Source organism: Bradyrhizobium sp. BLXBL-01, assembly GCF_051853025.1.
Taxonomy (GTDB): domain Bacteria; phylum Pseudomonadota; class Alphaproteobacteria; order Rhizobiales; family Xanthobacteraceae; genus Bradyrhizobium.
Map to the genome: position 1 here is coordinate 855,969 of NZ_CP182471.1, position 13,500 is coordinate 869,468.

General features: G+C 65.4%; 15 protein-coding genes. 4 read left to right on the forward strand and 11 right to left on the reverse strand.

Features of this window, described 5'->3' with window-relative positions:
• Positions 1 to 29 precede the first annotated feature (29 nt).
• Complete coding sequence (locus ACNJYA_RS04015) at positions 30 to 464, forward strand: hypothetical protein (RefSeq protein ID WP_172786704.1); 435 nt, start codon at positions 30 to 32, stop codon at positions 462 to 464.
• A gap of 124 nt (positions 465 to 588) precedes the next feature.
• Here ACNJYA_RS04015 and ACNJYA_RS04020 read toward each other — a convergent pair whose 3' ends face one another.
• From ACNJYA_RS04020 to ACNJYA_RS04030, 3 genes are all read right to left on the reverse strand, one after another.
• Complete coding sequence (locus ACNJYA_RS04020) at positions 589 to 1,953, reverse strand: AmpG family muropeptide MFS transporter (protein ID WP_172786705.1); 1,365 nt, start codon at positions 1,951 to 1,953, stop codon at positions 589 to 591.
• A gap of 182 nt (positions 1,954 to 2,135) precedes the next feature.
• Positions 2,136 to 2,438 carry a GIY-YIG nuclease family protein gene (locus ACNJYA_RS04025; RefSeq protein ID WP_172786706.1) on the reverse strand — a complete coding sequence of 101 codons (303 nt, stop codon included), beginning with the start codon at positions 2,436 to 2,438 and terminating at the stop codon, positions 2,136 to 2,138.
• A gap of 150 nt (positions 2,439 to 2,588) precedes the next feature.
• Positions 2,589 to 3,788 (reverse strand): DNA recombination protein RmuC, encoded by a 1,200-nt coding sequence (locus ACNJYA_RS04030; protein ID WP_439402078.1) that lies wholly within the window; start codon positions 3,786 to 3,788, stop codon positions 2,589 to 2,591.
• Positions 3,789 to 3,957: 169 nt separating this feature from the next.
• On the opposite strand from ACNJYA_RS04030, the gene def reads away from it, so the two are divergent.
• From def to truA, 3 genes are all read left to right on the forward strand, one after another.
• Complete coding sequence (def, locus tag ACNJYA_RS04035) at positions 3,958 to 4,485, forward strand: peptide deformylase (protein ID WP_036041776.1); 528 nt, start codon at positions 3,958 to 3,960, stop codon at positions 4,483 to 4,485.
• A 12-nt stretch (positions 4,486 to 4,497) separates the two neighbouring features.
• Complete coding sequence (gene fmt / locus ACNJYA_RS04040; protein ID WP_439402079.1) at positions 4,498 to 5,421, forward strand: methionyl-tRNA formyltransferase; 924 nt, start codon at positions 4,498 to 4,500, stop codon at positions 5,419 to 5,421.
• A 119-nt stretch (positions 5,422 to 5,540) separates the two neighbouring features.
• Positions 5,541 to 6,278 carry a tRNA pseudouridine(38-40) synthase TruA gene (gene truA / locus ACNJYA_RS04045; RefSeq protein ID WP_439402080.1) on the forward strand — a complete coding sequence of 246 codons (738 nt, stop codon included), beginning with the start codon at positions 5,541 to 5,543 and terminating at the stop codon, positions 6,276 to 6,278.
• A 159-nt stretch (positions 6,279 to 6,437) separates the two neighbouring features.
• Here truA and dapE read toward each other — a convergent pair whose 3' ends face one another.
• The 8 genes from dapE to yihA all read right to left on the reverse strand — a co-directional run bounded on the left by dapE (position 6,438) and on the right by yihA (position 13,406).
• On the reverse strand, positions 6,438 to 7,604 hold the full coding sequence (gene dapE, locus ACNJYA_RS04050; protein ID WP_439402081.1) for a succinyl-diaminopimelate desuccinylase: 1,167 nt from the start codon (positions 7,602 to 7,604) through the stop codon (positions 6,438 to 6,440).
• Positions 7,601 to 8,227, reverse strand: a complete 627-nt coding sequence (locus ACNJYA_RS04055; RefSeq protein ID WP_439402082.1) for a DUF805 domain-containing protein — start codon at positions 8,225 to 8,227, stop codon at positions 7,601 to 7,603. Before ACNJYA_RS04055 ends, dapE begins: the two co-directional genes overlap by 4 nt.
• Positions 8,228 to 8,372: 145 nt before the next feature.
• On the reverse strand, positions 8,373 to 9,218 hold the full coding sequence (dapD, locus tag ACNJYA_RS04060; protein ID WP_439402083.1) for a 2,3,4,5-tetrahydropyridine-2,6-dicarboxylate N-succinyltransferase: 846 nt from the start codon (positions 9,216 to 9,218) through the stop codon (positions 8,373 to 8,375).
• 234 nt (positions 9,219 to 9,452) lie between these two features.
• On the reverse strand, positions 9,453 to 10,145 hold the full coding sequence (locus ACNJYA_RS04065) for a pyrimidine 5'-nucleotidase (RefSeq protein ID WP_439365481.1): 693 nt from the start codon (positions 10,143 to 10,145) through the stop codon (positions 9,453 to 9,455).
• Between the two features lie 14 nt (positions 10,146 to 10,159).
• Entirely contained in the window at positions 10,160 to 11,275 is a 1,116-nt protein-coding gene (locus tag ACNJYA_RS04070; RefSeq protein ID WP_433996084.1) for a DUF1036 domain-containing protein, read from the reverse strand.
• Positions 11,276 to 11,304: 29 nt separating this feature from the next.
• Positions 11,305 to 12,192, reverse strand: a complete 888-nt coding sequence (gene argB, locus ACNJYA_RS04075; protein WP_130363552.1) for an acetylglutamate kinase — start codon at positions 12,190 to 12,192, stop codon at positions 11,305 to 11,307.
• A gap of 195 nt (positions 12,193 to 12,387) precedes the next feature.
• Positions 12,388 to 12,753, reverse strand: coding sequence for a DUF423 domain-containing protein (locus ACNJYA_RS04080; protein WP_212259588.1), 366 nt, complete (start codon positions 12,751 to 12,753; stop codon positions 12,388 to 12,390).
• Entirely contained in the window at positions 12,753 to 13,406 is a 654-nt protein-coding gene (yihA, locus tag ACNJYA_RS04085; protein ID WP_212259587.1) for a ribosome biogenesis GTP-binding protein YihA/YsxC, read from the reverse strand. Before yihA ends, ACNJYA_RS04080 begins: the two co-directional genes overlap by 1 nt.
• Positions 13,407 to 13,500: the final 94 nt, after the last annotated feature.

A 13,500-nucleotide genomic window follows, 5' to 3' on the forward strand; every position in this document is an offset into this window, starting at 1 on the left:
CCATCCAGACTTTCCACGGAACGGACGACATGACGAAACTTTTCGCCACACGCTTCGCTTTGGTCGCGACGATGCTGATGCTGGTGACCCCGGCCATCTCCGCGCAGCAACGCGACGAGGCGCCGCCGCCGTCCAAGCCCGGCAAGCCGATCAACAATGGCGACGTGCTCTCGGGCGAGCTCAACGCGATGAAGGTGCGCGACGTCAAGAACGGCAAGCGCGTCGCGACCTACCAGATCACGTCGGAACCGCGCCGCCTGCCGCCGCCGAACGGGCTGTGCAATCTCGAAACCGGCCCCGAGACGTTCCAGCTCGTCACCTCCAGCGACGCGCAGGCCGCGCAGCTGAAATCCTTCGTCGGCAAGGAGATCTCCGTGAAGGTGGACGAGGTCGCCTGCGCCAGCGATCCCGGCCAGATGAGCGAAGCCGTGATCACGAAGTGGAGCTTGATCAAGAAGCAGTAGGGGCGCTCCACTCCCTCGGTCGGCATTGCGAGGAGCCCTTGCGACGAAGCAATCCATACCGTTTCCGCAGGGGCAGTCTGGATTGCTTCGCTTCGCTCGCAATGACGGTGGTGAGAGCGTCAGCTTAAACCCTCACCGGCCCCAGCGCCTCGAAATGCCCGCGCTTCTGCAAATACGCCAGCAGCATCAGGCTCGGGATGGCCACCAGCACGCAGATCACGAAGAACATCGCCCAGCCCGTGGTATCCGCCACGAAGCCTGCACCTGATGAGAGATAGGTCCGCCCCACCGCCGCGAGCGCGGTGAGCAGCGCATATTGGGTCGCCGTGTGCAGCGGGTTCTGGCACAGCGCAGAGAGGTAGGCGACGAAGATCACGGTGCCGATGGCGCTGGTGAAATTCTCGGCGCAGATGGCGAGCGCCAGCGCCCATTGGTTGGTGCCGACGATGGCCAGCCAGGAGAAGGAGAGGTTGGCGAGCGCCTGCACCACGCCGCCGATCCACAGACTCGTCGCCAGCGGATAGCGCCGCGCGACAAATCCGCCGGCAAAGCCGCCGATCAGCGTCGCCGCGAGGCCGACGCCCTTCACGATCGCCGCATAGTCGTTGCGGGTGAAGCCGAGGTCGATCACGAACGGCGCCGTCATCGTGCCGGAGAAGGCGTCGGTGAACTTGAACAGCACCACGAAGGCGAGTGCAGCGAGCGCATCCTTGCGCGACAGGAACTCCGAGAAGGCGCCGATGGCCGCATGCAGAACCCGCGCGAAAGCCGTATCGGCCTGTGTCGCGGCCTCGGCCCGCGCCGATTGCTCGGGCTCGGTCGCGAGCAGCGCCGTGATCGTCCCGATGAGCACCATCGCCGCCATCACCACATAGCCCCACATCCAGGCTGATTGGCGCGGAATGCCGGTGCCCTCGAAGCCCGAGACGATGAACAGCGCGCCCGCCGTCGAGACCAGCATGCCGATGCGGTAGGCCGCGACGTAAGCGGCCATGCCCGCGGCCTGCTCGCTCTCCGGCAGGCTCTCGACCCGGAACGCGTCGACCACGATGTCCTGGGTCGAGGACATGGTTGCGACCAGCAGCGCGCCGAGCGCGACATAGAACGGCGAGCGTGCGGGGTCGGTCATCGCCAGCAGCAGGATTGCGATGATCAAGAGCAACTGCGAGAACACCAGCCAGCCGCGCCGCCGGCCGAAGGCGCGGGTGAACAGCGGCACATGCATCGCATCCACCAGCGGCGCCCACAGGAACTTCAGCGTATAGGGCGTGCCGACCAGCGCGAACAGCCCGATGGTCTTGAGATCGACCCCAGCCTCCCGCATCCACACCAGCAGCGTCGACCCTGATAGCGCCAGCGGCAGCCCCGAGGAGAAGCCGAGAAACAGCACGATCAGCACCCGCGGCTGCAGGTAAACGGCAAGGCTCTCGCGCCAGGAGGGCGCAGGGGCGGCGGTCACGGCGGAGGAGGTCGCGTCGGGTGCGGTCATGGGGAGGTGTTAGCAGATTCTGGGGGAAAAGACTCTCGCGGTAGCTGGTCAGACGGGAGAGCTTTCAACACGCTCGGTGTCATCGTCCGCGAAGGCGGACGATCCAGTAATCACCAGCGGCTCGGTTCAATCACAACTGCTGCGGCGGACTGGAGACCCCGTCTTCGCGGGGTATGACGGCGCTATGGTGGTCCGGCTATACCAGGATAGAGATCATCCCAGTTTGGGTTATGCTGCTCGATCAACCGAACCTTCCACGCCCTGTTCCACTTCTTCAGCCGCTTCTCCCGCTTGATCGCATTCTCGGGATCGTCAAACTGCTCGAAGTAGACAAGTCGGGCGACGTCGTACTTCTCCGTGAAGCTTTCGATGGGCTTCAACTTGTGCTGCGCCACTCGGCGGATGAGATCGTTCGTCACGCCGATATAGAGCGTGCCGCCAATTCGGCTGGCGAGAATGTAGACGTAGTAATGGCGTGCACCCATGTGACTATCTCACCACCGTCATCGTCCGCCTTGTGCGCAATTGCGCACTGGGGCGGACGATCCAGTAACCACCAGCGTCTCGGTTCCATCACAACCGCCGCGGCGTACTGGATGCCCCGCCTTCGCGGGGCATGACAGTGTGCCCCAATCTCACTCCCCCGCCTGGAGCTTCCGCGGGAACAACTCGCCCGCCCCCGTCGCCACCAGCCGCGGTCCCTCCCCCGCATCGCTCTTGCTGAAATCGAGCTCCTCGATTCGCCCTGCGCGCTTCTCGATCTTGTCGGCGGAGATCAGCACCTGGCGCACGTCCTCGTTCACGTCGGCAAAATGCTTCTGCAGCTTGAGGACGCGGTCGCGCAGGCGGCCGAGATCGTCGCCGAGCTTGATCACCTCGGTGCGGATCTGGTCGGCGGCATCGCGCATGCGCGCGTCCTTCATGATCTGCTGCATCACCTGGATCGCGAGCATCAGCAGCGACGGCGACACCAGCACGACGCGGGCGCGATAGGCCTTCTGGATCACGTCGTCGAAGCCGTCGTGGATCTCGGCGTAGACCGATTCCGACGGCACGAACATCAGCGCCATCTCCTGGGTCTCGCCGGTGACGAGATATTTTTCGGCGATGTCGCTGACATGCTTCATGACGTCGCTGCGCAGCCGCTGCGTGGCCACGCGCCGCTCCTCGTCGGTGCGGGCGTCGTGCAGCGCCGTCATCGCCTCCAGCGGGAATTTTGCATCGATGCAGAGCGGGCGCTGGTCGGGCAGGAACACGACGCAGTCCGGCCGCTTGCCGGTCGAGAGCGTGAACTGGAACTCGTAGGATCCCTTGGGGAGACCGTCCTGGACAATCGCCTCCATCCGCGCCTGGCCGAACGCGCCGCGCGACTGCTTGTTGGCGAGCACGTCGCGCAACGTCGTCACCTGTGTCGTGAGATCAGTGAGATTCTTGTGCGCGTTGTCGATGATGCCGAGCCGTTCATGCAGCGCGCGCAGGCTCTCCATGGTGTTGCGGGTCGAATTTTCCATGGACTGGCCGACGCGATGCGTCACCGAATCCAGCCGCTCGTTGACCGCCCGCGCCATCTCGGCCTGACGTCCCGCCAGCGCCTGGGTCATGGCGTCGACCCGCCCCGAGGCCTCGCTCTGGGCGTGCAGCACCTGGCTGAGGCGCTCCTCGAGCTCGTCGGCCCGGATCGCATGCGCCATGGCGAGTTCCGCGCCACGCCGCCCCGAGCGCGCGATCACCACCGCGATGACCAGCAGCAGGATGAGGACGAGGGCGCCGAAGCCGATCAGCGCATCGATTGTGCGCACCGGCCAGTCGCCCAGCATGAAAATGATCTCGTTCATGGGCCCTTCTAACGCGATTCGCCGATATTCGCGAACGAAGAGGGAACGATCGGGGTTAACCACCCCCTAATTTTTATGGTTAACGAAAGGCGAAGTTTTATGGTTAGCGAGGGGTTAACGGGTTCCTGGCCGCATTGACCGCATCCGGCGCGCGGCTTAAATCGCGGCCATGGCCCTCAGAGAAATCATTATCCTGCCCGACAAGCAGCTGCGTCTGGTCTCCAAGCCGATCGAGAAGGTCACGGCCGAGATCCGCAAGCTTGCCGACGACATGTTCGAGACCATGTACGACGCGCCCGGCATTGGCCTGGCGGCGATCCAGGTCGCGCAGCCCTTGCGTCTCATCACCATGGACCTCGCCAAGCGCGACGAGAACGGCGAGACCAAGCCGCTGCCGCGGGTCTTCATCAACCCCGAGATCATCGCCTCGTCCGAGGAGCTGTCGGTGTACGAGGAAGGCTGCCTCTCGATCCCCGAATATTACGAGGAGGTCGAGCGGCCCGCGAAGGTGCGCGTGCGCTTCACCGATCTCGACGGCAAGGTGCATGAGGAGGATGCCGAAGGCCTCTACGCCACCTGCATCCAGCACGAGATCGACCATCTCAACGGCGTCTTGTTCGTCGACTATCTATCGAAGCTCAAGCGCGACCGCGTCATGAAGAAGTTCGAGAAAGCCGCCAAGCGCGCGGCGGAGTAGGGGTCTCCGTCGATGCCCCTCCGCCTCATCTTCATGGGCACGCCCGATTTCTCCGTGCCGACGCTGCTCGAGCTGGTCGCGCATGGTCATGACATCGCGGCGGTCTACACCCGCGCGCCGAAGCCGGGCGGCCGGCGGGGCCTGCAATTGCAGCCGACGCCGGTCGAGGAAGCCGCGCGAAAGCTCGGCATTCCCGTGCTGACGCCGAAGACGCTGAAGACCGAGGAGGCGCTGGCGGAGTTCCGCGCGTTCGAGGCCGATGCCGCCGTCGTCGTCGCCTATGGCATGATCCTGCCGCAGGCGATCCTCGATGCGCCAAAGCTCGGCTGCTACAATCTGCACGCTTCGCTGCTGCCGCGCTGGCGCGGCGCCGCGCCGATCAACCGCGCCATCATGGCCGGCGATGCCGAGAGCGGCGTGATGGTGATGAAGATGGATGTCGGTCTCGACACCGGCGACGTCGCCATGGCCGAGCGCATCGCGATCACCGACAGCATGACCGCGCTCGACCTGCACGATCGCCTCTCGCGCCTCGGTGCCGACCTGATGGTGCGCGCCATGGCCGCGCTCGAACGCGGTGGCCTCCAGCTCAAGGCACAGAGCGAGGACGGCGTCACTTACGCCGCCAAGATCGAGAAGGCCGAGGCGCGGATCGACTGGAGCAAGCCCGCGCGCGCGGTGCTGCGCCACATCCACGGTTTGTCGCCGTTCCCCGGCGCCTGGGCCGAGCTCGAGAATGCGCGCGTAAAAATCCTGCGCTGCGAATTGGCGAAAGGCGCCGGCGCCCCTGGCGAGGTGCTCGACGATCGCCTCACCGTCGCCTGCGGCGACGGCGCCATCCGCATCATCGAGCTGCAGCGCGAGGGCAAGGCCCGCATGCAGGCCGCAGACTTCCTGCGCGGCGTGCCGTTGAGGTCGGGATCCAAATTCACCTGACACTGTCATACCCCGCGAAGGCGGGGTATCCAGTACGCCGAGGCTTCTCGGTCAATCGGATAGGCTACGGAGTACTGGATTGCCCGCCTTCGCGGGCAATGACGGCGAAACTGGACACGATGCCCCGCTACAAGCTCACCATCGAATATGACGGCGCGCCGTTCTTCGGCTGGCAGGTGCAGGACACGCTGCCGTCGGTGCAGGGCGCGCTCGAGGCGGCCGTTAAGGCGATGACCGGAGCGGATTTGCGCGTGCACGGCGCCGGCCGCACCGATGCCGGCGTGCATGCGCGCGGTCAGGTCGCCCATGTCGACGTCGACAAGCAGTTTCCGCCGGGCCGTTTTCGCGACGGTCTCAACGCGCATCTGCGTCCGCATCCGATCGCGGTGCTCGAGGCCGAGATCGTGCCTGACACCTTCGAAGCACGCTTCTCGGCGGTCAAGCGCCACTACCGCTATCGCATCGTCAACACCCGCGCCAATCTCGCGCTCGATGTCGGCCACGCCTGGCGCGTGCCGCGCAAGCTCGATACTGGCGCGATGCATGCGGCGGCGCAGCGCCTGCTCGGCAAGCACGATTTCACCACCTTCCGCGACACCGAGTGCCAGGCCAAATCGCCGGAGAAGACGCTCGACCAGCTCGACGTGCTGCGCGATGGCCGCGAGATCACGATCATCACCTCGGCACGCTCGTTCCTGCACAGCCAGGTGCGCTCGATGGTGGGATCGCTGGTCTGGGTCGGCGAAGGGCGCTGGACCGCCGACGATCTCTCCGCCGCACTCGCAGCCCGCAACCGCGCCGCCTGCGGCATCGTCGCGCCGCCGGAGGGACTGTATCTGATGAAGGTGGATTATTGATCGCGCGCGTCGGTGGTTTGGGCTCTCGCCACCATGCCCCGCGAAGGCGGGGCATCCAGTACGCCGCGGCCTCTCGACTCAATCACTGCCGTCTCTGGAATACTGGATCGCCCGGTCAAGCCGGGCGATGACACTTGTGTTTATGGAGGCAACAGTGCCTCAAGCAAAATACCTTGCCAAAATCCCGCGATACACCTTCGTCAGCTTTTCCAGATCCGCCACCGGCACGCGCTCGTTGACCTGGTGCATGGTCTGCCCGACCAGGCCGAACTCGATCACGGGGCAATAGCTGGAAATGAACCGCGCATCCGACGTGCCGCCTGACGTCGACAGCTCGGGTTTGCGGCCCGTCACCTCCTCGATTGCGGACACTGCGAGATCGGTGAACGGACCCGGCTTGGTCACGAACACGTTCGAGTTCGAGGGCTCCCAGACGATGCGCGCCTTGATGCGGTTGCCGCAGGCCTTGGCGAGGCGCGTCTCGACCAATTCGCGCAAGCTCGCCTGGGTGTGGTTGTCGTTGTAGCGGATGTTGAATTTCGCGCGGGCCTCGCCGGGAATGACGTTGAAGGCCTTGTTGCCGACATCCACCGAGACGAATTCGAGATTGGAGGCCTGGAATTGCGCGCTGCCATGGTCGAGCGGCTCGTCCGAGATCGCCACGATCAGCCGCGAAATGTCCGGCACCGGATTGGAGGCGCGGTGCGGATAGGCGACATGGCCTTGCACGCCGTCGACGACGAGCGTGCCGGATTGCGAGCCGCGCCGGCCGACCTTGATGGTGTCGCCGAGCGTCTCGACGTTGGAAGGCTCGCCGAGCACGCAATGATCGAATTTTTCGCCGCGCTCGGCGGCCCAATTGAGCAGCTTGATGGTGCCGTTGATGGAGACGTCTTCCTCGTCGCCGGTGATCAGGAACGAGATCGAGCCTGTCCCATCCGCGCGCGGCTTGCCGCCGTTGGCGGCCAGATGCTCCAGCACCGCTGCGACCGAGCAGGCGATGCCGCCCTTCATGTCGACCGCGCCGCGGCCGTGCAGCACGCCGTCCTTCACCTCTCCGGAGAAGGCGCCGACGCTCCAGGCGCTCTCATCGCCCGGCGGCACCACGTCGGTGTGGCCTGCAAAGGTGATGTGCGGGCCTTCAGTGCCGATCCGCGCATAGAGATTGTCGACGTCAGGCGTGCCGGGCTCGCTGAAGGTCACGCGGTGGCAGGTGAAGCCGGCTTCGTTCAGGGCTTTTTCGAGCACCCCGAGCGCGCCGGCATCGGCCGGAGTGACTGAGGGGCAACGGATCAGATCGCGGGCAATGGAGAGAGCATCGGTCATGCGCCCCGCTTAACATGCATGCCGCCGGGTGGGCTAGCGCTGGGCGGGACAAATTCGATCTCGCGGCTCTGGTCCCAGCGTTTCGCAGGAGGCGCGGCGGATGTGGAATCGCCCTCGGCTGCCGGATCAGGACCGAACCGATTGGGCCCTACGGTGCCGCGCAGGAAGCCGGTCTCGATGAAAGCGGCGAGGGGGAGGATGACGCTCGCCAACGCGAGCGGCAGCATCCAATAGCTGTCCGGAAGGCGGTCCTCGAACTGCTTGTAGAGGCCCGGCAGCACGAAATAGGCAAGTAGCCACCATGCGCTCTTGTTGCGGTCATGCAGGCGCTTCACCATGATCGCGAGATCGATCCAGAGCATCAATCCGGTTGCGGCCAGCTTGAGCAGCAGCAGCGGCAAATCGTCCAGCAGCGACCATCGATAGGCCGCGGGATCGACGATCTTGAAGACGTCCTCAGCATTCAGATTGAAGGATTTGACCTCGCTGCCGAGCGCGGACATGACGCTCAGGCAGAGCAAGAGCAGCAGGATCATGCCGGACAGGACAAAGATCAGGCTGTACCAGAACTCGGCGCGGCCAATGCGGCCGTCGAAGCGGAAGAGGTACCAGGTCCAGTTCATGCGAACGGCTCCGGGCGGAACGGGACCGCCGGAAATTGGTCGCGATAGAGGGAGGGTGGGTTCGATCCTGGCAGCGGATGGTGAATAGCCAATCGCGTAGGGCGCGCGCCCTATTCGCCACTGGCCATTCGCTACTCGCCTTGCATCAATCCCGCAGCAGCTCGTTGATGCTGGTCTTGGAGCGCGTGCGCTCGTCGACGCGCTTGACGATGACGGCGCAGGCGGTGCTCGGGCCGATCTGGCCGTTCTTCATCGGCTTGCCGGGCAATGCGCCGGGCACCACCACGGAGTACTCGGGCACTTCGCCCATGAAGACCTCGCCGGTCTCGCGGTCGACGATCTTGGTCGAGGCACCCAGGAACACACCCATCGCCAGCACCGCGCCCTTGCGCACGATCACGCCTTCGGCGACCTCCGAGCGCGCGCCGATGAAGCAATCGTCCTCGATGATGACGGGCTCGGCCTGCAGCGGCTCGAGCACGCCGCCGATGCCGGCGCCGCCGGAGATGTGCACGCGCTTGCCGATCTGGGCGCAGGAGCCGACGGTGGCCCAGGTGTCGACCATCGTGCTCTCATCGACATAGGCGCCGAGATTGACGAAGGACGGCATCAAGACGACGTTCTTGGCGATGAAGGCTGAGCGGCGCACCACCGCGCCCGGCACCGCGCGAAAACCGGCATCGCGAAAGCGGTTCGGGCCCCAGCCTTCGAACTTCGAGGGCACCTTGTCCCACCAGCTTGCCTTGCCGGGGCCGCCGCCAATGACGTCCATGTCGTTGAGGCGGAACGACAGCAGCACCGCCTTCTTCAGCCATTGATTGACCTTCCACTTGCCGTCAGCGCCGCGCTCGGCGACGCGGGCCTCGCCCTTGTCGAGCGTCTCCAGCGCCTGGTCCACGGCCTCGCGCACCTCGCCCTTGGTCGAGGTCGAGATGCCGTCACGCGCCTCGAAGGCGCTGTTGATGGTGGATTCGAGGGTTGCAAGGGACATCGTGATTTCCTCTGGGGAGCGCGTGGTTTCGCGGGGAATTGGAGCGCTTTTTCGGGATTTGAAGGGGCAGAGTCAAGGCATACTCCACCGTCGTCCCGGGCGCGCGAAGCGCGAGCCCGGGACCCATAACCACAGGAATTCGTTTGGCGAGGACTCGGAGTTATCGATCTCGGGCCACAATCACTCCTGTGGCTATGGGTCCCGGGCTCGCTTCGCGCCCCGGGACGACAGCGGTTATTGTGGTGACAGCCCCGCCAGAAACCCCGCCAGATCATCCGTGACGTGGTCGACATGGGCGGCGTCGCGGCCTTCCAGCTCCCAATCCTCGCGCACCACCTCTTTGGTGCCGTCGGGCACCACCAGCACGGTGGTCATGCCGAGCCGGTAGGGGACGGTGAGGTTGCGGGCGAGATCCTCGAACATGGCGGCGCGGGTCGGATCGACCGCATGATCCCTCAGGAACTTGCGGTAGGTCTGCTCCGCCGGTTTCGGCTCGAACTCGGCGGCGATGATGTCGAACACGCCGTCGAAATGGCCGGCGAAGCCGAGCCGCGCCAGCACGGCATCGACATGGTCGACCGATCCGTTGGTCAGGATCAGTTTTCGCCCCGGCAGCTTTGCGATGGCCGTACCGAGCGCTTGGTTCGGCTCCAGCGGCGAGTGGTCGATCTTGTGGACATAGGCGAGATAGTCGTCGGCGCGAACGCCATGCAGAGTCATCATGCCGCGCATCGTGGTGCCGAAGCGCCGGTAATAGTCTTTCTGGATCGCCCGCGCTTCCTCCGGCCCGACATTCAGCCAATTGCAGACGAACTCCCCGATCCGCGCATCGACCTGCTGCCACAGATTGACGTGATGCGGATAGAGCGTGTTGTCGAGGTCGAACACCCAGGTATCGACATGGCTGAAGCTGCGGGGTGGGCTCATCACAAGTCTCTCGTTCACGGCACGGCAAAGCGCAGCGTCTTGCCGCCGCTCGACATGTCCACGGCACCGAAGCCGGTCGGCGCAAAGCCGCGCGCGCCGCAATCGGTCTGCTCGCTGGTCTCGAACTTGGTCTCGCGTGTGCAGAGCTGCCTGTCGCCGCCCCAGTTCAGCGGCTTGTCCTTCAATTTCACGACGCGGTTGTCGGCATCGACAGCCTCCGCGAAGCTGAAGATCTGCTTCGGCTGGCCGGTCACGTCGGGGTGCAGGCAGGTCTTGGGATCGATGCGATACCAGCCGCGGCTCGTCACGGCCTTGCCGTCCTCGGTCGCGATCGCCGCCATCACCTTGTGCGGCGTGTCGTTGCACCAGGTCAGGCCGGTCGCCGACGGCGTCTGCACTGCATCGACCATGGTCTTGAAGAAATTTTGCGAGCCCACGATGTCGGATGACAAGCCGCGGCTCTTCAGGAAGGCGGCCAGCGCGCTCTGCGTCTTCGGCCCGTCGACGCCGTCGATCGGCGCGGCGTCGTAGCCTGCGATCACCAGGAGCCGCTGGATGCCGGCGAGGCGCGCCTGCTCGTCGTCATATTCGGAATCCTCGGCGAGATAAGCGACCAGGTTGCCGTCCGCACCTTGCGTCGGCGTCACCTGCGTGAAGGGAACCTGCGTCTGGCCGCTGCGGCACTGCCGCGCCGCCGCGATGACGAAATTGTCCTGCGCGACGCAGAGCATGTCGTTGCCGCTTTGCGGGATCGGGGACGCGCCGTAGACGCCGAGCGCGCGGGCGTTGAGCAGGATGCGGTCGGCGGTCAGCGTGCCCTGCACCACGACGCGGCAGGCGGCGGGATCGATCCTGAACCAGCCGCGCGTCGCGGTGGCGGCCTTGTCGTCGATGCCGATCGCGGCCTCGACGACATAGGACATGCGGTTGCAGATCTTGAGGTCGGCGATCGCCGGCGCGGAGGAGAAGAAGAAGGAGACGACGGCCGCGGGCAGCGTCATCAGGAAGCGGGTGAGGGGGGAGCGGGGCGGGCGACGCTCTGTCGGTTCGTCATGGCCGGGCTTGACCCGGCCATCCACGCCTTGCTTCGGCAAAAAAAGAACGTGGATGCCCGGGTCAAGCCCGGGCATGACGCCCTCTTTTCTTCGCCGCTCCTGCATCACTTGTGGATCAGCGTGCCCGTGCCCTGGTTGGTGAAGAGCTCGAGCAGCACCGCGTGCTGCATCTTGCCGTCGATGATGACGACGCCCTCGACGCCCTGCTCCAGGGCGTAGATGCAGGTCTCGACCTTCGGGATCATGCCGCCGGAGATGGTGCCGTCGGCGATCAGTTTTCGCGCGTCCTTCACCGACAATTGCGGGATCAGCTTCTTCGACTTGTCGAGCACGCCGGGCACGTCGGTGAGCAGCAGCAGGCGTTTTGCCTTGAGCGCGCCTGCGACGGCACCGGCAAAGGTGTCGGCGTTGATGTTGAGCGTCTGGCCCTCCTTGGAGGTCGCGAGCGGGGCCAGCACCGGGATCAGCTCGTAGCCGATCAGCTGGTTGAGCAAAGTGAGGTCGACCTTCTCGGGGTCGCCGACGAAGCCGAGGTCGACCGCCTTCTCGATATGCGAGTCCGGATCGACGATGGTGCGCGTCGTCTTGGTCGCCTTCACCATGTTGCCGTCCTTGCCGGATAGCCCCACCGCCTTGCCGCCGGCCTCGTTGATGTAGCCGACGATCTGCTTGTTGACCGAGCCGGCCAGCACCATCTCGACGATCTCGATGGTCGCGGCATCGGTGATGCGCAGGCCCGCTGCGAATTCCGAGACGATGCCGAGGCGCTTGAGCATGGTCGCGATCTGCGGCCCGCCGCCATGCACCACCACCGGGTTGATCGCGGTCTGCTCGAGCAGCACGATGTCGCGGGCAAAGTTCTTCGCGGTCTCCTCGTCGCCCATGGCATGGCCGCCATATTTGATGACGATGGTTTCCTCGTCATACTGCTGCATGTGCGGCAGCGCTTCGGACAGGATGCGGGCCTGGTCGAGCGGAGAGATGTCGGTCATGTCGCGGGTCTCGCTGGCGGGTCGAATGCTGCGCGTTCTATCCGATTGGCGGGGACAGCGCAAAGTGGTCTTCGTGCCCCGGACGCAGCGCAGCGCTTCTTCAGCGGTGCGCTGCAGAGCCGGGGCCCATGTCGCTTCTGGGTCCCGGCTCGGCGGAGCGTCACTGCGTGCCGCACCGCGTCCGGGACACGAGCATCACCTTTTTGCCGCCACCGCCGCCGCGCTCACCGCCAGCCAGCCCAAAATCATCACCGTTCCGCCCGTCGGCGCCGCCATCGGAAACAACGTGTGCCCGGCATATTGCCGCAAGGTGAGGTCGCCTGCGAACAGCGCGGCACCGATCGCGAAGCCGAACGCCGCCACGAGCCCAATTCCGCCGTGCAGAAGGCCGCGCGTGAGCAAGGCGATCGTCGCGAGTATGGCCGTTGCATGAAACAGCAGCATGGTGCTGGCGGAGGCAAGACGATTAGCGTCCGCGCCATGGGCGGCGGCGGCGGCCAGCGCGACGCCGGCGGCGCCCATCAAGCCGGCAAGCCCGATCAGCAGGCGGTACGCCAGCATCACGCGGCCCGCTCTTCCAGGAGCTTCGCCATCGCGGCGCGCAAGCTCTCCATGCCGGTCGAGCTGCGTGACGAGGTCGCGAGCACGGTCGGGAACGCGGCCGGATGCTTGGCGAGTGCGGCCTCGGTCTCGGCGATGCGCGCCTGCAGCTCGGCGGCCTTCACCTGGTCGGCCTTGGTCAGCACGATCTGGTAGCTGACGGCGGAGCGATCGAGCGTCTTGAGCACTTCGAGATCGACGTCCTTGATCCCATGCCGCGCGTCGATCAGCACGTAGACGCGGGCGAGGCTGGCGCGGCCCAGCAGGAATTTGTGGATCAGCTCGGTCCAGGACGCGACCTGGCTCTTCGGCGCCTTGGCATAGCCGTAGCCGGGCATGTCGACGAGGCGCAGGTCGTTCTTGCCGGGGACCTCGAAGAAGATCAGCTCCTGGGTGCGGCCCGGCGTATGCGAGGTGCGTGCCAGCGCGTTGCGCCCGGTGAGCGCGTTGATCAGGCTCGACTTGCCGACATTGGAGCGTCCGGCAAAGGCGATCTCCAGCCCCGCCATCGGCGGCAGCGTTTGGATCGAAGGCGAGGCCCAGATGAACTGCCAGTCGCGGGCGAACAATTTTCGCCCGGCCTCGATCAGTCGCTCGTCGGTCTTGTCGTTCATGCGAGCGGTCTATCCTCTCGTCATGGCCGGGCTTGTCCCGGCCATCCACGTCTGGCTGTCCAGCACCCTCCTAAACGTGGATGCCCGGGACGAG